Below are 19,478 nucleotides of genomic sequence, written 5' to 3'. Positions count from 1 at the left end.
GGGTTGATTCAAATAAATCTTTGCATAATGTAGGATTTTGACTCGAAAAATTTCTGCATAACGTAGAATGATGCTTGGAAAAGCAGGAATCGCCGCTACAGAATAGGCGAAGGAGGGCGTTATGTTCGAGCGCAAGGCTTACGAAAAAATGCTCCGGTGGCACAGGTCGGCCGACCGCACGGCTCTTCTGGTGCGCGGCGCGCGCCAAATCGGTAAAAGTACGCTGGTGCGCCATCTCGGCGAAACCTGCTACGACGTGTTTGTGGAAGTGAACCTCTACAGCGATCCTGCCGCGAAGGAGGCGCTTGCCAATGCCCGGAACACCGAGGAGCTTTTAAGTCGGATTTCGCTGATGGCCGCATCGCCCCTCGAACCGGGGAGGACGCTCATTTTCATTGACGAGATACAGGAGCTTCCCGATATCATCACCATGGCAAAGTTTCTTGTGGAAGACGGGCGGTTCCACTACGCCTTCTCTGGCTCGATGCTGGGAACCGAGTTGCGGAAAGTGCGCTCGTATCCCGTGGGCTTCGTGACGGAGCTGGTCATGCATCCGATGGATTTCGAGGAGTTCTGCTGGGCTGTCGGGGTGAGCCGCGAGGGTTTAGAAACAGTGCGCACCTCTTGCCGCGCGCTGCAGCCTGTGCCCGATTATCTTCACGATGCGCTTCTGTCCTACTTCCGCACCTATGTGGTGGTGGGCGGTATGCCCGGCGCCATTCAGGAGTTTGCCGACAAGCGCGGCGACTTGGCGGCGGTTCGAGTCCTTCAAGACGAGCTGGTGGAAAGCTACCGTCACGACATCAAGAAGTACGCGGGTGCGCGGGCGCTGAATGTAGAGTCCATCTTCGATGAGCTGCCCCTGCAGCTTGATAGCGGTACGAGGCGTTTTGTGCTTAACTCCATCGATGACGAGGCTCGCTACGAGAGCTATCGGAAGGATTTCGTTTGGCTCACGTCGGCGGGGGTGGCGCTCAAATGCGATCAAGTGACCGATCCGAAGGCGCCTCTGAAGGCAACCGAGCGGCCGGGGCTGTTCAAGTTGTACGAGTCCGATACCGGCATGCTGGTGAGTCGCTATCCTCAAAGTCTTGCGCGAGCCGTGTATTTCGACGAGCGCCAGGTGAACCAAGGCGCTGTGTTCGAGAACGTCGTCGCCCAGCAGCTGGTGGCGGCCGGCTATCCGTTGTACTACTCCATGAGCCGCAAGAGGGGAGAGGTCGACTTTCTAACGGAGGGCCGTGCCGGGGAAGTGGTGCCTCTGGAAGTGAAATCAGGTGCGAGCGTGCGAGCCCATGCGGCCCTCGATAAGCTGCTGGCCTCGGAAGAGTTCGGTATCCCTCGAGGCATCGTGCTGTCTCGCTTGAACATCGAAGTGGATGAGAAGGTTGTTTATCTGCCATGGTACGCGCAGTTTTGCCTTGAAGAGGTTCTGCTTCCCGAGGCAGAGCTGCCGAAGGTGACGTTGCCAAAGATTTAGGTGCCGTTGGGTATGCTGGGTCGCTCGGGTCGCGCGAGTTGTACCGAGTGCCAAATCCTAAAGTAAAACGACGCCAAATCCTAAAACGCCCTGATCAAAACCATTGCCGATTGACGTCTTAATCTCCGGTTAAGGTCAACTTAACGCAAAGCTTAGGCACGGCGTATCGCTATTAATCGGGGGCTTGGGCAGAATGGGAACATCGAAAAGTCCAACGAGGAGACTTTTCCTGCTCGAACGACGTGACGCTACGACCCCTCCCCTGCGTCGCGTCGTCCGAGCCCGCGAGGGAGAGAGAGGAGTCAGAACATGACCGAATCGAAAACGGGCATGAGTTTCTCGCGCAGAAACTTCATCAAGGGGGCGGCCGCACTGACGGCAACCGGCGCGCTTGTCGGTTGTGCTCCCGCCAAGGAGACGCTGGCGGAAACGGGCGAGGAGCCGGTGGAGGTTCCGGAGACCCAGATCTATGCGGGCGCATGCCGTGCCCAGTGCGGTCAGGGCTGCTATCTGAATGTTCATGTGCGCGATGGTCGCGTGGTTCGTACGACAGCGGGTCACTTCGATGACGGCCCCGAGTTCGATCGTATTTGCCCGAAGGGCCTTGTCCAGCCCGCTCGCGTGTACAGCTCCGAGCGTTTGCAGTACCCCATGCGTCGCGTGGGCGAGCGCGGAAGCGGGGAGTTCGAGCGTATCACCTGGGATGAGGCGATTGCTGAAATCGCTGAGAAATGGAAGAGCTATCGGGAAGAGTTCGGCCCCACGTCCATTGCGTTCTTCTTGGGCAGCGGCAACACTGGTACGCTCGGCGGCGGTGCGCCGGAAGGTTCTGTCATGGCCCGACTTCTGAATGTCATGGGTGCGAGCCGGGTCCTGCCGGATCGCGATATCGCTACGCCGATGTCCTGGGCCTACATGTTCGGAGCTGGCCCCTACGGCAATCGCTCATCAGACGCCATCAACGCCAAACACCATGTGATTTGGGGTGGTGACACGGCAGTGTCCCAGAAGCAGCTCGCTCACTTCTTCCTCGAAGCCCGTGACGCCGGCACTGAACTTGTTGTTATCGACATCGCTTATCGCACCATGGCCTCGAAGTCCGACTGGTTCATCCCTGTTCATCCGGCTACTGATGGCGCTTTGGCGCTCGGTGCTATTCGCGAGATCTTCGAGCAAGGTTGGGAGGCGACTGATTTCCTGCGCGACCACACCGAGGCGCCCCTGCTGATCAAGGAAGACGGTATGTTCTTGCGCATGAGCGATTTGGGCGTGGAGCCAACTGAGACCACTACTAATGCTCAGGGCCAAGAGATTCCCGTCGACCCGTATGTAGTGTGGGATGAGGCGAGCTCCAGCGCCGTGCCTCTGGCCCAGGCCACTAAGCCCGCGCTTGGCGGCGTGGCTCCGATCGAGGGCATCGCGGTGCGCACAGAAATGGAGATGATTCGGGAAGCTGTTGAGCCGTGGACGCTGGAGCACACTTCTGAAGTGACTGGTGTGAGCGTTGAGGACATTCAGCATCTCGCGCACCTTTACACGCAAGAAGGCGATGTTCAGACGGACATGAAGTTCGGCCTGAACCACTACAACAACGGCATGTACAGCTCGAAATGCGTCAATTCTCTCTTGCTCGTGTCCGGCCAGATGGGTCGGTCGGGTTCGGGTCTGTTCACCGGCGAGCCGAACTTTGGAGAGGGCAACGTGCAGGCCTGCATTACGATGCCGAGCGCCACGGGCGAAGTTCCCCAAGGCGTCGGCGCCATTCTCAACTGGACCGACTTCTGCAATAACATCGTGCCCACGGGCAAAAAGCTTGGCGAGGACTTCCCCATCAAGTCTTTCTATGCCTCTTGCACTAACGTTGTTTCGAATCAAACGGATCAGAACAAGACTTTGGAGCTCATGAACGCGATCGAGTTCATCGTCATCCAGGATATGACCATGAACGATACCGCGCTGTATGCCGATATCCTGCTGCCCGCTTGCCATTGGTTCGAGACCGAGGATTTGCGCGTGCGCTACTACTGCAACCCCTATCTGCTGTGGAACGAGAAGGCCGTCGAGCCGCTGTACGAAAGCAAGCCCGATTTTGAGATATACAAGCTCATCGCCGAGGCTATGGGGTACGGTGACTTCTTCCAGTTCACCGCCGACGAGTATCTGAACGTTGTCCTCTCCACCCCCTATGGGCAGGAAAAGGGGATCACCATCGACAAGATTCGCGAGAAGAATTACCTGCGCTGCGACAACGATCCCACTATCGCCTTCGAGGGCGGCGTTTTTGGAACCGCCACGGGACGCGCCATGTTTTACCGCGAGGCGCCGCAGCCCGACTACAATATGGGCCAGGAATTGGATTTGGAGAAAGAGAAGTTGTCCGTGTTCTGGGAGCCGGCTCGCGAGGCCGATCTCTCCAATCCCATTCGCGAGAAGTTCCCCTTCACCATTTGCTGTGAGCATATGCGCACCCGCGCTCATACTCAGTGGTACGACGTGGACTATCTGAAGGAGTTCGAGGCCGCGCCAGTTTGCCGCATCAATCCGGAAGACGCCGCCGAGCTCGGCATCGAAGAGGGGGACACCATTCGCCTCTACAATGATCGCGGTTCGGTTACCATGCTGGCTGTTCTTAATCCCGGTCAGCAGCGCAAAGCGGTTCATTGCCCGCGCAGCTTCCTGACCCGTGAGCACATTGACGGTGATCTTGCCCGCACGACCTTCAACGACTACAACCAGGCTTGCAGAAACCAGTCCTATTTCGACTGCGCTGTGGCCATTGAGAAGCTCTAGGGAGGCTGAGATAGATGACTCGATACGGAATGGCGATCGACCTTCGTCGTTGCATTGGATGCCAGGCGTGCGCTGCGGCGTGCAAAATGGCGAACAATCTGCCGAAGGAGCTGACGTACAACGTTGTGTACACCAAAGGCGATGACGATTTTGACAGCATTGGCACCGCCGTGTCGCGCGGCGCTCTTGCCAACGACAACGCTGGCGGCACCTTCCCCAATTGCACGCTGAACTTCCTGCCTATGCAGTGCCAGCATTGCGCGGAGCCTGCTTGCCTGAGCGCGTGCCCCACCGGCGCGACCCAGCAGCGAGAAGACGGTATCGTGTTCGTCGATACTGATCTGTGCATTGGGTGTGAGTCGTGCATCAAGGCTTGTCCCTACGAGGGTGTTCGCAGTTTGATTAGCGACAACCCTGAGTATTATCTTGAGGTTGAGGTCGGCGAGTTCGATGCGCCGCCCCATACGCCCGGCACGGTGGAGAAGTGCACGTTCTGTAAGAATCTCATCGATCGGGGGGAGGAGCCGGCTTGTATGCAGTTGTGCCCAGGGCGTGCCCGCTATTGGGGCGATCTCGATGATCCCGATTCTGCGGTATCGAAGGCTATCGAAGGTCGCGACTTCCATCTTATGATGGAGTCGGCGGGGACAAGTCCAAACGTCTACTACTTGAAGTAGACGCCGGCGTTAAGGCGGTACGTAAGGCGGGTGTCGATGGGTGCGGTGCCCGCCTCTTTGCAAGGAGGCTTCGTGGGTGCGGGAAATATGAGAGAGACGATCGGTTTGGCCGATGGCTGCGAGCTGATGGGTGCCTTGACGCGTTTTCCCGATAGCGATTTGGCTTTGGCCGTGACAAGTGGGCTGGTACGTGACGATGCAATAGGCTGCGCGCGAGATATCGTCTCAGAGCACGGCGACGGGCAAGGAGACGCTGTCGAGATACTCTGTGAAGGGTTCGGGTGCGTTGGGAACGAGGAGGTAGACGCCTTGTGCAGCGCCCTTCGACGAGCGTGGTCGCTCCTCTACGTTCGCCAGGGAAGCGGGGTGGCTGTCTTTCCCTATGAGAGCGCGTTTATCCATGTGCGTGCGGGCGTACCTGGGGAGCCGGCGCTGTTTCGCTCAGCGCTGACCCTGCGCGTCGAGCGGACTATGCGCGAGAGTGGCGTCCTCCCGAAGGATGCCGAGACTGAGCCTTGCGATAGCGTCTGGAACGAATGGGCGTTTCTTTCGTTTCTGATCGGCAGCGAGGCGAAGGCGCTGCGTGAGGGCGACGAGGAAAGCGCGGCGCTCTGGCGGGATCGGTCTGCGGATTTCGTTTGCGCGCACGTCTCCCAGTGGATGCCGGATTTCTTCAAGCGCACCGCCGAAGAGGTCGATCGTCTCGCTGAGACAGGAAAGATCGATGTCGTAACCAAGCGCTTCTATGGCGCACTCGCTGCTTACGGGCATCTTCTGCTGGCCGCGCTCAATGAGCGCGAGGGCCTGCAACAAAGGTAAGGGGTAGTCCGTGACGTTTCTTATGGTTCTCGTGGCGACTATTGTTGCTGTGCTCGCGCTGCGGCAGCCGTTGCATAAGTGGCCCGTGGCGTTCTACGCCCTGGCCGTGGTGGCGGATGTGGCGTATATCGCGGGTATTGAGGGGCTGCTGCCGCGCGCGGTGATGAGTCCGCTCACGCTGCTTATGGGCAAGTGCATGCTGTCGCTGGCGCTGTTCGTGGTGGTTATGTACATCGGTGTGTTCGCGAAAGGCTCTCGGGTTCACCAGTGGCTGAAGCCGGTGCGTGCGGAGCTTTCCATCCTCGCGTGCATTCTGGCCTGCGGACATATGGCGGTGTATCTGGCCTCCTATGCTCCGCGGCTCGGGGGCGCGATGGGGGCGAACGTGCTGAGTGCTTTGGTGGTGGCGCTGGCGCTGCTTGTTCTGCTGTTGGTGCTCGGCGTGACGTCGTTCGGCTTCGTGAAAAAGCATATGCGCACCGAAAGCTGGAAGCGTCTGCAGCGGTGGGCCTACGTGTTCTTCGGTTTGGTGTACGTGCACCTGATGCTGATGCTCGCGCCGGCTGCGAGCCGCGGCGGCGAGGCGGCGCTGGTCACTGTGGCGGTGTACACGGTGGTCTTCGGTGCCTACGCCGTGCTGCGGGTGCGCCGGGCGCTCATCGACCGACGCGTCGTTGCTGCGGTAGGCGTCTCGGCCACTGCGCCGGTCGACGATCTTGAGGCCAGAGATTGCGCCGCCTAGCTGCTGCGAACCGAATAGTCTCCCAAGAGCGGGCCCTGGCATTTTCGGCTGGGGCTCGCGTGGTTCATGGTTGCGACTCGATTGCGGTCGGCGCGAGGAACGAAACGGGACTTTCCCGCGTCATTTCTGCGGTTCGGCTCTGTTAGGCTCCTTTATCGAAAGAGCTAGCAAAGCGATTCCGAAGAAAGTTGGTGGGCAATGAGATATGGTGAGAGTGGTCTGGCAACGGGGGCGGCGATGACGGCCGCCATGAAGCCTTTCGTGGGTGTGGTACAATTAGGCCACGCTATGAAGGGAGTCTTTATGTCAGTGTGCGTTCCCGTAAGAAGCATGAAGAATACGGCCGAGTTCGCCGAACTCGTCGAGCGTGAGCGCGATGTGACGGTGACGAAGAACGGCTGCGAGGTATTCCACTGTCTCAGCGAAGAGCAGTATCGCGCTATGCAAGACGAGGTGGTGCGGGCACGCCTGCTGTCTCATGTCATGAGGGCCGAGCGCGAGTTGGCGGCGGGGACTTATGACGACTACGATGACTTTGCTGCTGCGGTGAGGGAAGAATATGGCCTATAGGAAGGCCATATTGGCCGAGGCTCAGCAGGAGTACCGCGATATCGTCGGATATCTCGTCGGCGTGTTGCAGAGCAAGCAGGCTGCGCGGAATTTTATGGAGGAATTCGACAAGCAGGTGAGCCTCGTGACGGAGACTCCCGAGTTGTATGGCCTTTCTCGCGTTCCTGAGCTAGCAGAGCTGGGTTACCGGTGCGCTCCTGTGAAGAACTATCTTGTGCTGTACAAGGTGGCGGATGGGCAGATAGTCGTCTGTCGCATTATCCATCGCTCGCGGGATTACACCCGTCTTTTGTAGGAAGTGCTGCTCGAATGCCCCTGCGGAAAGAAGTTGATTGGCGGCCGGCTGTTTGCCCTCGCCGTCAAATCTTACATTCTTGTCGGTGGGCTGATCGCGCGGTGCGGGGCCGTGAGCCCGTGGTATTATGGTTCGATGCTGAAACGACCGCCCTCTGGCAAGAAAGCGCTATGAAGAACATCTCAGAAATCCTCGCCAGCGTCGAAGAGACGCCCGTCACGTTCGAAGACTATTTGAAAGCTTATGCCGATCCGGTCGGGGAGCTGATCAACAGTTACATTCCCCATGGGACTCATGGGGATATGGATCGCTACCTGTACGATCCGCTCTACCATTACAGTGAGAACGCGGGCAAGCGCCACCGCCCGCTCATCTGCTTCGCGGCCTGCCTGGCCGTGGGCGGCAATCCCGATCGCGCTGCCACTGCCGCCGCGGCTATCGAGCATTTCCATTCCGCGGCTCTCATTCACGACGACATCGCCGACGAGGCCGAGCTGCGCCGCGGCGAGCCCTGCCTGCACCTCACCGAGGGGCTGGGGCTGGCCATCAACATGGGGGACTTGGCCCTTTCCATGGTGAACGGCCCGGTGGTGAACGATCCGCTTCTGGAGGACGCCGTGAAGGTGCGCGTCATCAAGGAGCTCATCGCCATGACCTGCCGCACGGTGGAGGGCCAGGCGCTCGATCTGGGTTGGGCCCGCGACGGGCGCTACGACATCACGCCCGAGGACTACCTCACCATGGCTATCCACAAGACGGCCCACTACTCGGGTGCTGTGCCCCTGGCCGTGGGCGCCATTGTGGGCGGCGCCGACGACGAGATCGTGGAAGCCCTGCGCAGCTACGGTCTGGACACGGGCCTCGCCTTCCAAATTCAGGACGATCTGCTGAACCTCGTGGGCACCGACGAGGCCAAGAAGAAGGACTTCCGCAGCGACATCACCGAGGGCAAGCGCACGCTGGTTGTGGTGCACGCCCTGCAGAACGCGGCGCCCGAGGCGCGCGAGCGTCTCGTCGAGATCCTGTCGTCGAAGGAGCGCGACCCGGAGGTGCTCGCCGAGGCCGTGGCCATCATGGAGGAGACGGGGTCCATCGATTACGCCCGCACCTTTGCCGAGGATCTGACGCTGAATGCCAAGGCGCGGTTGGCCGGGGCGTTGCCCCCTTCGCAGTACCGCGACTTGCTCGTATCCATGGCCGACTGGTTCGTGAACAGGTTGAAGTAACATGGAACCTATCAAGAGAAACGACACTGGCGCCGCCGTCGAGGACGTGCAGACGCGCCTGGCCCGCATCGGGCATCTTCCCGAGGACGCCATCACCGGCATTTTCGATGACGCTACCGCCGCCGCTTTGGCCGAGTTCCTCGCTGCCTCGGCGCTCCCGCCGAGCGAAGAGGTGACCGAGAAGGTGTGGGCGGCGCTGGTAGACGCCACCTACAATCTGGGCGACCGCACGCTGTATCTGCGCATGCCCTACTTCCACGGGCACGACGTGCTTGAGCTGCAGCAAGCGCTGGGCGCGCTCGGGTTCTTCTACGGCACCCGCGATGCCATCTTCGGTGCTCACACCGAAGAGGCGCTCCGTCGCTTCCAGCTGAACTTGGGTTTGCCCTCCGATGGCATCGCCGGCGCCTACACCTATGCGGCGCTGCGCAACCTGGCCCACTCCTGGGTCGGCAAGGAAGCTACTCACAGCCCGGTGCGCCATTTGGGCTTCGCCCGTGCGGCCGATGTGCTCGAGCGCAACGCCGTGTGCCTGTTCGGCACCGATGAGTTCTCTCGGGCCGTGGCCTCGCGTATGTCGAACGTGGCTCAGGCCACCAATCCCGCCTCCAAGATCATCAGCGCCGACGCGCTCTCGGTACCGCCGGACGCGTCTATGATGCTCGTGCACGTGCTGCTGAGCGCGACGGACGCCGAGGCCGGGGTGCCGTTGGTGTCCTATGCGGAAGAGGATACGCTAGGGCTGCGTTTGGCCTCGGCCGTCGATGTGGCCCGCGATGCGAGCTGGCCCCGCGTGTCGGTGCTGCTCCCCGGTACCATGTGGCTAGAGGCCGGCCCGGAGCGCTCCGCCCAGCACTACGCCATCACGCTGCTCGACGCCCTCTGCTCCGCCTTGCAGGAGTAGACGACAGGTGACTTCCTGCGGGAGCCTATCGATTGCGCTTGTCGGAACTATCGCTATTGGAGATGCGGCATTTTCGGATTATCCGGACTAAATGCCAGTTCGACCCCGAAATGGTCGACCTGCGGGATGGAGGTGCGTCATTCCGGGCCTCAAGTGGCAGAAAAATGCCAGTTGAGGGCAGAAATGGCAGAAGGGGGGGATCGGGATCGGCCATTTCGGGGTCGAAGTGGCATTCGCGGGCGAAATCCCGAAAAGAGGGGTTTGAAAGACCCGGAAAAGGCGACGAGCGCTTTTGCGTGGAAATTACCGTGTTCGCGGGCGAGGAAACAAAGCGGAAAAGCGCGCGGTGCTACAATAGCCGAGTTTGAGAGTAATGTTTACCGCGCGCAAAGGAGCATCCCTTGACTCGTCCCATGACCATGGCGGAGAAGATTCTCGCCGCCCATGCGGGGCTGGATGAGGTGGAACCGGGCCAGTTGATCGAATGCGATCTGGATCTGGTGCTCGCCAACGACATCACGGCCCCCATCGCCATCAAGACCGTTCGCGAGATCACCGACAAGGTGTTCGATCCGACCAAGATCGCCCTCGTGCCCGACCACTACACCCCCAACAAGGACATCAAGTCCGCCGAGCAAGCCAAGATCGTGCGCGATTTCGTGCGCGAGCAGGGCATCATCCACTACTACGAGGTGGGCTGCATGGGCGTGGAGCACGCACTTCTGCCGGAGCAGGGCGTCGTGGGCGCGGGCGACCTCATCATCGGCGCCGACAGCCACACCTGCACCTACGGCGCGCTGGGCGCGTTCTCCACGGGGGTGGGTTCCACCGATGCCGGCGTGGGCATGGCCACGGGCAAGGCCTGGTTCAAAGTGCCCGAGACCATCAAGTTCGTCATCAACGGCGAGCTGGCCCCCGGCGTCACCGGCAAGGACGTCATCCTGCACATCATCGGCATGATCGGCGTGGATGGCGCCCTGTACAAGGCTATGGAGTTCACGGGCAGCGCCATCGAAAGTATGCCGATGGACGAGCGCCTCTCCATTTCGAACATGGCTATCGAGGCCGGCGGCAAGGCGGGCCTTATCCCCGTGGACGATGTGACCCGCGCCTATCTGGACGAGCGCGCCGAGCGGCCCTATACCGCCTACTATTCCGACGACGACGCGCAGTTCGCCCAGGTCGTCGAAATCGACGCCGCCGACATCGTGCCGACGGTGGCCTTCCCGCACCTGCCGAGCAACACGCGCCCGGTGGCCGAGGCTCGCGACGTGAAGATCGACCAGGCCGTCATCGGCAGCTGCACCAACGGGCGCCTCGCCGACATGCGCCAGGCCGCAGCCGTGCTCGCGGGCCGCACGGTGCATCCGGACGTGCGCTGTATCGTCATCCCCGCCACCCAGAAGGTGTACCAGCAGTGCATCGCCGAGGGGCTCATGGACATCTTCATCGACGCCCACTGCGCCGTGTCCACCCCCACCTGCGGGCCGTGCCTGGGCGGCTACATGGGCATCCTCGCTGCCGGAGAGCGCGCCATCGCCACCACCAACCGCAACTTCGTCGGCCGCATGGGCGACCCCACCAGCGAGGTGTACCTCTCCTCGCCGGCCGTGGCCGCCGCTTCGGCCGTGCTCGGCCACATCGGCCTTCCGGAAGATTTGGAAGCCGTCGCGGACGCGGCGGAGTAGGAGGAAGCCCCATGAAATTCAAGGGAACCGTGCACCGGTACGGGCGCGACATCGACACTGACGTCATCATTCCCGCCCGCTATTTGAACACTTCCGATCCGGTGGAGCTGGCGAAGCATTGCCTGGAGGATCTGGACACGGAATTCGTGAACAACGTGCAGCCCGGCGACATCATCGTGGCCGATGAGAACTTCGGTTGCGGCTCATCGCGCGAGCACGCCCCCATCGCCATTAAGGCGGCCGGGGTGGACGTGGTCATCGCCAAGAGCTTCGCGCGCATCTTCTACCGCAACGCCATCAACACGGGGCTGGCCATTATGGAATGCCCCGAGGCCGTGGACGCCATCAGCAACGGCGATGTTGTGAGCGTGGACGCCGATGCGGGCACCATCACCGACGAGACCACGGGCGAGACCTTCACGGCCCAGCCCTTCCCGCCGTTCCTCATGGAGATCATCAACGCGGGAGGCCTCGTGCCCCGCTGGCAGAAGAAGCTCGGAAAGGACGCGTAGCATGACGACTACCTACAAGATCTGTTTATTGGCCGGCGACGGCATCGGGCCGGAGATCATTGCCGAGGGCGTGAAGGTGCTGGACGCCGTGGGTGCGAAGTACGACACCGCCTTCGAGCACACCGACGCGCTCATCGGCGGTGCGGCCATCGATGCGACAGGCGAGCCCTTGCCGACGGCGACGCTGGATGCGGCCCGCGCCTCCGACGCGGTGCTGCTGGCTGCCGTGGGCGGCCCTAAGTGGGACACCACCGATCCTGCCGCCCCGCGTCCGGAGCAGGGGCTCTTGGGCATCCGTAAGGAGCTGGGCCTGTACACCAACCTGCGTCCCGTGCAGATCTTCAACGCTCTGGCCGACGCCTCCACGCTGCGCCCGGAGATCGTCGACGGCGTGGACATGATGATCGTCCGCGAGCTCACCGGTGGTTTGTACTTCGGTCGCCGCGAGCGCTTCTACGACGAGCCGGCCGCCGGCGTGAACGGAGCGCCGGGCCAGCGCGCCTACGACACGCTGGAGTACTCCGAGTACGAGATCGAGCGCATCGCCCGCCAGGCCTTCGAAATCGCCCGCAAGCGTCGCGGGAAGGTGACGAGCGTGGACAAGGCCAACGTATTGGAGACGAGCCGCCTGTGGCGCGAGATCGTGCACCGCGTGCACGACGCCGACTACGCCGATGTGGAGCTGGAAGACCTGCTGGTGGACAACACCGCCATGCAGCTCATCAACCGCCCTGCCGATTTCGACGTGGTGGTGACCGAGAACATGTTCGGCGACATTCTCTCTGACGAGGCCGCCCAGATCACGGGCTCGCTGGGCATGCTCGCCAGCGCTTCTTTGGGCGACGGCGTGGCCCTGTACGAGCCGAGCCACGGCAGCGCGCCGGACATCGCCGGGCGCGGTATCGCCAACCCGCTGGCACAGATCCTTTCCGTGGAGATGATGCTGCGCTACAGCTTCGGCATGGGCGAGGCCGCCGACGACATCCGCCGTGCCGTCACCGAGGTGCTGGATGCCGGCTGGCGCACCGGCGACATCAAGGACGCCGAGACCCCGGCCGACAAGGTTGTGGGCACCGCGAAGATGGGCGACTTGGTGGTCGAGCACCTGTAGCGCCTCGCCCGTTTCGTCGGCCTGTCGGCTCGCCGCCATCGCCGCTGGGATTAAACTTGCAAAACCATTGGGAAAGGGCGGCCTGCGGGGTCGTCCTTTCTGCGTTACAATACCCGAAGTTTCACTTACCAGGGCCGCAAAGCCCCGTCGACGAAAAAGGATATCACCATGGCCATTAACGCTCCCGAGGGGACTCGCGATCTTCTGCCCGACGAGGCGCTGTTCTGGAATCAGTTCAAGCAGACGGCGGCCGAGGTGTTCGGCACCTACGGGTATCTGCCCATCGAAACGCCCATCATGGAGCAGACCGAGCTCTTCGTCCGCGGCATCGGCGAGGCCACCGATGTGGTGTCCAAGGAGATGTTCACGGCCATTTCCGGTGAGAATCTGCGTCGCTGGGTGGAAGAGGGGAAGGCCCCGAAGGCGAAGAGCCGCCTGTCCTTGCGCCCCGAGGGCACGGCCGGTGTGGTGCGCGCCGTAGTGCAGCACGATTTGGTGCCGCAGGGCGCGGCCCCGGCGAAGCTCATGTACGCAGGCCCGATGTTCCGCGCCGAGCGCCCGCAGAAGGGGCGTCAGCGCCAGTTCAATCAGGTGGGTGTGGAGTGCCTGGGCGCCGAGGAGCCTACGATCGATGCCGAAGCCATCATCATGCTCATGTGCTTTTACGAGAAGGTGGGCATCCCGCGCGATTCCATGCGCCTTCTGTTGAACTCCATGGGCTGCGAGCAGTGCCGTCCGGCCTACCGCGAGCTCGTGCGCGCCTACATGGACGAGCACGCCGACGAGCTGTGCGACACCTGCATGACGCGCGCCGAGGTGAACCCGCTGCGGGCGTTCGACTGCAAGAACCCCCAGTGCGCGGCCATTATGGCTGATGCACCGAAGATCACCGACCACTTGTGCGACGAGTGCCGCGAGCACTACGATGCGGTGAAGACTCTGCTCGATGGCGCCGGGGTTGTCTACGAGGAGGACTACAAGCTCGTGCGCGGCCTGGATTACTACACCCGCACGGTGTTCGAGGTGCAGGTGGACAACGGCATGGGCGCCCAGAACGCCATCGGCGGCGGCGGGCGCTACGACAAGCTGGCCGAGGAGGTGGGGGGCCGTCCCACACCGGGCCTCGGCTTCGCGCTCGGTTTCGAGCGCTGCGTGCTGGCCCTGGAAGCGGCCGGCGTGGAATTCCCGCGGGCCCAGAGGTGCGACCTGTTCGTGGCCTGCGTCGACGATTCCGTGCGTCCTCGAGCCTTCGCGCTCGTGCAGGAATGTCGCGACGCCGGCTTCACGACCGAGATGGATCACCAGAAGCGCTCGCTGAAGAGCCAGTTCAAGCTGGCCGACAAGCTGGGTGCGGCCCGCGTGGCCGTCCTCGGCCCCGACGAGTTGGATGCGGGTGAGGTGACTCTGCGCGACATGGCCACCCACACCGAGGCCAAGGTGTGCCTGGAAGAAGTCGTCGGCGAGCTGGGTCGCGCGATTTTGTAGGAACTTTCTCGCTCTGCTTTCTGGCGTCAAAGAGGGAGCTGTCGATGCGGCGATGCGTCGACAGCTTTTCCTGTTTCTTCGGGTTTGACAGCAAGTATAGCTGCAAGTATACTTGGATTGCAAGTATAAAGGAGGTGCGCTATGCCGCAGTTGTCTTTGTATCTGGATGAGCCGACCATGGAAATGCTGCGCGAGAAGTCGTCTCGGGCGCATCAGTCGATGTCGAGGTACGTGACGGGGCTCATTCGCGAGAGTGGGGAAGGGCGCGGCTGGCCGTCAGGCTACTGGGATAACGTCTACGGCTGTCTGAAGGATCCGACGTTCGTCGTCCCCGAGGAAGAGGGAGACCTCGACGAGATCGTTCTGTTCGCGTAAGGGGCCGTCATGTATTTCTTCGACTCCGATGTGTGCATCGAGATCATGCGGGGGCATCTGCCGCGGGCCCAGGAGATCATGCGGAAAAGCTCGCCGGATCTGTTCGGCGTGCCGGCTATCGTCGAGGCCGAGCTGCTGTACGGGGCCGAGAACAGTAACAATCCCGAAGAGGGCCGCTATTTTGTAGAGAGCCTCTTGTCGCCGCTGCACATCATTCCCTTCGATTCCCGGTGCGCCGCCTGCTACGCGCGAGTCCGGGCCGACTTGAAGCGGCGCGGTTGCATGATCGGGCCGAACGATCTGCTGATTGCCGCAACGGCCCTTGCCCATGGCGCGACGCTCGTTTCGAACAACACGAGGGAGTTCCGACGCGTCGAGGGACTGCTTCTAGAGTCGTGGGCAGAGGTAGACTTTTAAGGTCGCAGTGAAGAAAATCTTCAGGCCCGTGGTTTTCTTTCGGGTATTTGACGGGTTGGGTGTTGGCGCGGGGCCTTCCTGTATAGTGTCACGAAACCTTCTACGGGGCCAACGGGGCCCCAGGACGAGGTCGCCGCGCGGTGCGCTGCGGCCGATAAGAGAGGATGAGTTACGTGGCACAATCTGGTTTGGATTCGCTGCTTGAGGCGCTGCGCCAGTCGGGCATGAACACCGATGGCGTGGGCTCGGGCGCCGGCGCGTCGGGCGCGGCATCGTCCGGGCCGCAGACGCCGGGCTCCGGCTCGGGCTCTGGCTCGGGCGCCGGCGCGGGAGCGTCGGGCTCGCGCGGCGGTGTGGGCGGCTTCGGCGGCTTTCCCTTCGGAGGCTTCGGCGGGTTCGGGGGTGCGGGCAGCGGCGGCGGTCGCGGCCATGGCGGCTCCGGCTCCGGTGACGGCGGCGATGGCGGCCATGGTGGCCCTACGGTCGATTTCGAGTTCCTCGCCAACGACTTCCACCTGCCTTCTAAGAAATGGCTGGCGCTCATCATCGTGCTGGCGCTGCTCGTCATTGCCGGTGCCTACTGGTGGTTCCATCCGGCCATCAACATTCACTCCACGGACTTCTGGGGTTTCGTCTTCATCGTTATCCTGCTGCCGCTGTTCCTCGTTTTCTGGATGCGCTCCAAGCAGTACAAGACGGGCACCAAAGAAGTGACGAAAAACGAGGGCAAGGCGAAGACCTTCCGCATTCTGTCCTTCGTGCCCGTGGCGGTGGTGGCGCTCGTGGCCATCGGCGCCCTTATGTCCATGGCGATCTTCCCGGGCAACGCCGAGAAGTACTCCAACGTGCTGAAGACCGACACGCTGGAGTTTGCCCAGGACATCAAGGAAGTGAACTATTCGGAGATTCCCGTCATCGACCGCGATTCCGCCATTTTGCTGGGCAACCGCGAGATGGGCTCCATCCCCGAGTACGTCAGCCAGTTCGAGGTGTCGAACCTGTACTCGCAGATCAACTACCAGGGGACGCCGGTGCGCGTGAGCCCCTTGGGTTACGCCGACCTGTTCAAGTGGTTCACCAACCGCGAGGGCGGCATCCCGGCCTACGCGCTCGTGAACATGACCACCCAGGACGCCGAGATCGTGCGTCTGGAGGACAGCCCCATCTATTACTCGCAGTCCGAGCCGCTCGTGCGCAACATCGACCGCCACGTGCAGCTGTCCTATCCCTTCTATATGTTCGGCGAGAAGTCCTTTGAAATCGATGAGGACGGCCACCCCTGGTGGATCTGTCCCGTGAAGGACTTCACCATTGGCCTCTTCGGTGGCGAGACCATCAGCCGCGTGGTGCTGTGCGACGCCACCACCGGCGAGACCCAGGATCTCGCTGTGGCCGATTGCCCCGAGTGGGTCGACCGCGTGTTCCCCGCTGAGCTGCTCATCCAGCAGTACAACTGGTGGGGCGCCTACAACAACGGCTGGCTGAACTCGTTCCTCGGTCAGGAGGGCGTGGTGCGCACGACGCCCGGCACCGATGGCACGCTGGGCTACAACTACATCGCCAAGGACGACGACGTGTGGGTGTACACCGGCGTCACCTCTGCCACGGCCGACAACTCCATCATCGGCTTCGTGCTGGTGAACCAGCGCACCCAGGAGTCGCACTTCTACAGCGTCTCGGGCGCCACGGAGGACTCTGCCATGCAGTCCGCCGAGGGCCAGGTGCAGAACTTGCGCTACACCTCCACGTTCCCGCTGCTCATCAACGTGTCGAACCAGCCGACCTACTTCATGGCCCTGAAGGACGGCGCGGGCCTGGTGAAGAAGTTCGCCATGATCGACATCCAGCGCTACCAGAACGTGGCCGTGGGCGATACGGTGGCCGACACCCAGAAGGCCTACGAGGCGCTGCTCGCCACCAACGGTGTCGTGGCTGAGAGTGGAGACGGTGCGACCGACGTAGTGACGGTGAAGGGCACCATCCGCTCCATGAATCAGGCGGTCATCGAGGGCAACACCCACTTCTACCTGACCGTGGAAGGGGAGGACGGCTCCATCTTCGATTTCGCGCTGCCGGGGCTGTTGGACATCGTCGGCTACAAGGTGGGCGACGAGATCAACTTCACGTACGTGGAAGCCGCCGGCTCCAACGTGAGCCCGGCCTACGAGATCCTGGGCGAGGGCGGCAAGGCGCCGGCGACCGAGGACGCCGCGGGCGCTTCCGGTGATGGTGCGGCCGCGACTGGCGAGGCTCGGACCGGCGACGAGAACGCCTCCGGCGAGCCCGAGGACGACGTGGTGCAGGATAACGGGGCCGCCCAGACGCCTGCCGACGTTGCTTCTGGCGAGGACACCGAGAAAGTGGCCTAGGGGCGCTTCGGGATCAACGTAATTCTCAGGGTTTAAAGCGAGCGAGAGTAATCTCGCTCGCTTCTTGTTTTCCCAGTTCAACATGAAGGTTTATAGGAGGGTTTAAAGCTTTAAACTTCTTTTTCCCGCTTGGTCGATGCGTGGATTTGCCAAGGCGTCCATAGTGCGTGGTGCAGCGAGGGAGCTGCGGCGGCGAAGCGAAAAGCTTCTCCGCAAACCAACGCAGCACGGACGCTGCAACCGAGCTTTCAGAGAAGCTCGGCGTCACGAGTGAGGGAAAGGGACCCATCATGACCAACGGAATGAATGTTTCTCGCCGCGACCTGTTCAAGTTCGGCGGTCTGGCCGCCATCACCGCTGCCGGCGCCGGCGCGCTTGCAGGCTGCGCTCCCCAGCAGAAGATGGCGAGCACGGGCGCCGCCGCTGCCGAGGACGGATCTACCTACGTGGGCCCGAGCTTTTTGCAGAAGCCGGCCGAAATCACCGAGTTCGATGAGGAGCACACCTACGACGTCGTGGTCGTCGGCGCGGGCGAGTCGGGGCTTTCCGCCATGCACGCCGCGCTGGAGGCGGGTGCCACGGTGGGCGCGCTGCAGAGCCTCTCCATCGTGCAGACCGCCGGCAACATGGGCGCTTCCATCGATCTGACGAAGACGAACGAGGCCGGCATCAAGGCGGTGCTGTCCTTCATCAACTACAAGAGCGACTACCGCGCCAACCTGGGCCAGGTAGAGACCTGGGCCCGCAACTCCCAGGAGGCGCTGGCCTGGTGGGCCGAGGCCGCGGCCAAGGGCGGCAGCGAGTCGAAGCCCTACGACTACACGGTGAACTGCAACGGTCATGAGGTGTTCTTCCACGCCAACACCTACTTCCATGACGAGGGCCATCAGAAGGGCGCGCTCGTCATCGGCGACGCCGTGCAGGCCGAGGGCGCCGAGATCTTCTTCGAGACCCCCTGCGTGCAGCTGCTCGTGGAGGACGGTCGCGTGGCGGGTGCCATCGGCGAGACCAAGGACGGCACTCACGTGCTGCTGCGCGCTAACAAGGGCGTCATCATGGCCGCCGGCGACTATGTGGGCGATTCCGAGATGCTGTACTACTACACCCCCGACGCGAAGGGCCTGCATCAGGCCGTCGATTTCCGCAACGGAACGGGCCTGAAGGCCGCCATGTGGGCCGGCGCCCAGATGTGCCCGGCCTCGCACACCAAGATGGTGCACGGCGAGGGCCCGAAGGTGCGCTTCGAGATGCCGTATTTGTTCCTCGACCGTCATGGCAAGCGCTTCATGGACGAGGGCTGCTGCCGCATGGGCTACCTGAACGAGTTCACCAACAAGTACCTGGCCGAAGTCGATTTCGCTGAGTCCACGGCCGCCAAGTTCTTCTCCATCGTGCCCACGAACTGGGAGGAGCACTACGATGCCTGGAAGGACTTCTCCGACATCTCCATCCACAACGCCTACCGCAACGTCGATCCCGAGGCTTGGATCAAGGGCGACACGCTGGAGGAGCTGGCCGAGGGCATGATCGCTTACGCCGACGAAGAGGGTTGGGCCCACGACTACACCGTGGAGGCCATCGTCGAGTCCATCAACCGCTACAACGAGCTGGTGGCTGCCGGCAACGGCGACGAGGACTTCGGCAAGCGCGACGAGTACATGGTGCCGATCGAGGCCCCCTGCTACGCGGTGCCGCGCGGCGCGAACAACATCGACGCTTTGGTGGACGGCCTGTGGTGCGACGGCAACTTCCAGTGCCTGGACGTCGACATGAAGCCGATCGAGGGCCTGTTCGCCGTCGGCAACGCCTCCGGTCCCTTCTTCGGCAACAGCAACTACCCGATGGACATCGAGGGCCTGTCGGTGGGCCGCGCCATCACCACCGGTTTCGCCACGGGCCGCTACGTCGCCGGCCTGTAGGTCGCAGGATTCGGCGGGAATTGCGGGACTCGACTGCCTGAGCTTTCGGGGGCCACCCCCGGGTTCTCGTGCTCGTATGTCCCGCATCGAGTTTTCCGT

The 19,478-nt window shown here is 62.2% G+C and carries 17 protein-coding genes; all 17 read left to right on the top strand.

The annotated features are described in order from the left end of the window. Window positions 1–121 precede the first annotated feature (121 nt). The 17 genes from AEQU_RS09150 (at window position 122) to AEQU_RS09065 (ending at window position 19,379) form a co-directional block, all read left to right on the top strand. Window positions 122–1,480 (top strand): ATP-binding protein, encoded by a 1,359-nt coding sequence (locus tag AEQU_RS09150; protein WP_022740646.1) that lies wholly within the window; start codon window positions 122–124, stop codon window positions 1,478–1,480. A gap of 309 nt (window positions 1,481–1,789) precedes the next feature. After that, a complete protein-coding gene (locus AEQU_RS09145) occupies window positions 1,790–4,270 on the top strand; it encodes a molybdopterin-containing oxidoreductase family protein (protein ID WP_022740645.1) in 2,481 nt (826 codons plus the stop codon). A 14-nt stretch (window positions 4,271–4,284) separates the two neighbouring features. Then, window positions 4,285–4,947 carry a 4Fe-4S dicluster domain-containing protein gene (locus AEQU_RS09140; RefSeq protein WP_041714674.1) on the top strand — a complete coding sequence of 221 codons (663 nt, stop codon included), beginning with the start codon at window positions 4,285–4,287 and terminating at the stop codon, window positions 4,945–4,947. Between the two features lie 72 nt (window positions 4,948–5,019). Continuing rightward, window positions 5,020–5,766: a TorD/DmsD family molecular chaperone gene (locus tag AEQU_RS11940; RefSeq protein ID WP_051353420.1), complete on the top strand. Its 747-nt coding sequence runs from the start codon at window positions 5,020–5,022 to the stop codon at window positions 5,764–5,766. A gap of 10 nt (window positions 5,767–5,776) precedes the next feature. After that, the gene (locus AEQU_RS09130; RefSeq protein WP_022740642.1) at window positions 5,777–6,508 is read left to right on the top strand and encodes a hypothetical protein; all 732 of its coding nucleotides are present in this window, start codon (window positions 5,777–5,779) and stop codon (window positions 6,506–6,508) included. Window positions 6,509–6,838: 330 nt separating this feature from the next. Then, window positions 6,839–7,078, top strand: a complete 240-nt coding sequence (locus AEQU_RS12510) for a type II toxin-antitoxin system Phd/YefM family antitoxin (RefSeq protein ID WP_144079485.1) — start codon at window positions 6,839–6,841, stop codon at window positions 7,076–7,078. Next, a complete protein-coding gene (locus AEQU_RS09120; protein ID WP_041714673.1) occupies window positions 7,068–7,373 on the top strand; it encodes a type II toxin-antitoxin system RelE/ParE family toxin in 306 nt (101 codons plus the stop codon). Before AEQU_RS12510 ends, AEQU_RS09120 begins: the two co-directional genes overlap by 11 nt. A gap of 170 nt (window positions 7,374–7,543) precedes the next feature. Further along, window positions 7,544–8,599 carry a polyprenyl synthetase family protein gene (locus tag AEQU_RS09115; RefSeq protein ID WP_022740639.1) on the top strand — a complete coding sequence of 352 codons (1,056 nt, stop codon included), beginning with the start codon at window positions 7,544–7,546 and terminating at the stop codon, window positions 8,597–8,599. Window position 8,600: 1 nt separating this feature from the next. Further along, window positions 8,601–9,503 carry a peptidoglycan-binding domain-containing protein gene (locus tag AEQU_RS09110; protein WP_022740638.1) on the top strand — a complete coding sequence of 301 codons (903 nt, stop codon included), beginning with the start codon at window positions 8,601–8,603 and terminating at the stop codon, window positions 9,501–9,503. 401 nt (window positions 9,504–9,904) lie between these two features. Further along, window positions 9,905–11,191, top strand: coding sequence for a 3-isopropylmalate dehydratase large subunit (gene leuC / locus AEQU_RS09105; RefSeq protein ID WP_022740637.1), 1,287 nt, complete (start codon window positions 9,905–9,907; stop codon window positions 11,189–11,191). 11 nt (window positions 11,192–11,202) lie between these two features. Then, window positions 11,203–11,703, top strand: coding sequence for a 3-isopropylmalate dehydratase small subunit (locus AEQU_RS09100; protein WP_022740636.1), 501 nt, complete (start codon window positions 11,203–11,205; stop codon window positions 11,701–11,703). 1 nt (window position 11,704) lies between these two features. Beyond that, window positions 11,705–12,814, top strand: a complete 1,110-nt coding sequence (gene leuB, locus AEQU_RS09095) for a 3-isopropylmalate dehydrogenase (RefSeq protein ID WP_022740635.1) — start codon at window positions 11,705–11,707, stop codon at window positions 12,812–12,814. 168 nt (window positions 12,815–12,982) lie between these two features. Beyond that, window positions 12,983–14,299: a histidine--tRNA ligase gene (gene hisS / locus AEQU_RS09090; RefSeq protein ID WP_022740634.1), complete on the top strand. Its 1,317-nt coding sequence runs from the start codon at window positions 12,983–12,985 to the stop codon at window positions 14,297–14,299. Between the two features lie 141 nt (window positions 14,300–14,440). Further along, on the top strand, window positions 14,441–14,674 hold the full coding sequence (locus AEQU_RS09085; protein ID WP_022740633.1) for a hypothetical protein: 234 nt from the start codon (window positions 14,441–14,443) through the stop codon (window positions 14,672–14,674). A gap of 9 nt (window positions 14,675–14,683) precedes the next feature. Then, window positions 14,684–15,091, top strand: coding sequence for a type II toxin-antitoxin system VapC family toxin (locus AEQU_RS09080; protein ID WP_022740632.1), 408 nt, complete (start codon window positions 14,684–14,686; stop codon window positions 15,089–15,091). Between the two features lie 173 nt (window positions 15,092–15,264). Further along, window positions 15,265–17,460, top strand: coding sequence for a hypothetical protein (locus tag AEQU_RS09070; protein WP_022740631.1), 2,196 nt, complete (start codon window positions 15,265–15,267; stop codon window positions 17,458–17,460). A gap of 290 nt (window positions 17,461–17,750) precedes the next feature. Next, complete coding sequence (locus tag AEQU_RS09065; RefSeq protein WP_041714671.1) at window positions 17,751–19,379, top strand: FAD-binding protein; 1,629 nt, start codon at window positions 17,751–17,753, stop codon at window positions 19,377–19,379. The last annotated feature ends 99 nt before the right edge of the window (window positions 19,380–19,478 follow it).

The organism is Adlercreutzia equolifaciens DSM 19450 (genome assembly GCF_000478885.1).
In the GTDB taxonomy this organism is placed as follows: domain Bacteria; phylum Actinomycetota; class Coriobacteriia; order Coriobacteriales; family Eggerthellaceae; genus Adlercreutzia; species Adlercreutzia equolifaciens.
Note: the sequence above shows the minus strand (reverse complement) of the source record. Positions and strands in the feature narration are given on the sequence as shown.

Coding starts and splice junctions, on each gene's coding strand:
- AEQU_RS09150 (WP_022740646.1), top strand. CDS start 122: ATGTTCGAGCGCAAGGCTTACGAAAAAATGCTCCGGTGGCACAGGTCG.
- AEQU_RS09140 (WP_041714674.1), top strand. CDS start 4,285: ATGACTCGATACGGAATGGCGATCGACCTTCGTCGTTGCATTGGATGC.
- AEQU_RS09110 (WP_022740638.1), top strand. CDS start 8,601: ATGGAACCTATCAAGAGAAACGACACTGGCGCCGCCGTCGAGGACGTG.
- AEQU_RS09080 (WP_022740632.1), top strand. CDS start 14,684: ATGTATTTCTTCGACTCCGATGTGTGCATCGAGATCATGCGGGGGCAT.
- AEQU_RS09115 (WP_022740639.1), top strand. CDS start 7,544: ATGAAGAACATCTCAGAAATCCTCGCCAGCGTCGAAGAGACGCCCGTC.
- AEQU_RS09100 (WP_022740636.1), top strand. CDS start 11,203: ATGAAATTCAAGGGAACCGTGCACCGGTACGGGCGCGACATCGACACT.
- AEQU_RS09145 (WP_022740645.1), top strand. CDS start 1,790: ATGACCGAATCGAAAACGGGCATGAGTTTCTCGCGCAGAAACTTCATC.
- AEQU_RS09120 (WP_041714673.1), top strand. CDS start 7,068: ATGGCCTATAGGAAGGCCATATTGGCCGAGGCTCAGCAGGAGTACCGC.
- leuB (WP_022740635.1), top strand. CDS start 11,705: ATGACGACTACCTACAAGATCTGTTTATTGGCCGGCGACGGCATCGGG.
- AEQU_RS09065 (WP_041714671.1), top strand. CDS start 17,751: ATGACCAACGGAATGAATGTTTCTCGCCGCGACCTGTTCAAGTTCGGC.
- AEQU_RS12510 (WP_144079485.1), top strand. CDS start 6,839: ATGAAGAATACGGCCGAGTTCGCCGAACTCGTCGAGCGTGAGCGCGAT.
- hisS (WP_022740634.1), top strand. CDS start 12,983: ATGGCCATTAACGCTCCCGAGGGGACTCGCGATCTTCTGCCCGACGAG.
- AEQU_RS09085 (WP_022740633.1), top strand. CDS start 14,441: ATGCCGCAGTTGTCTTTGTATCTGGATGAGCCGACCATGGAAATGCTG.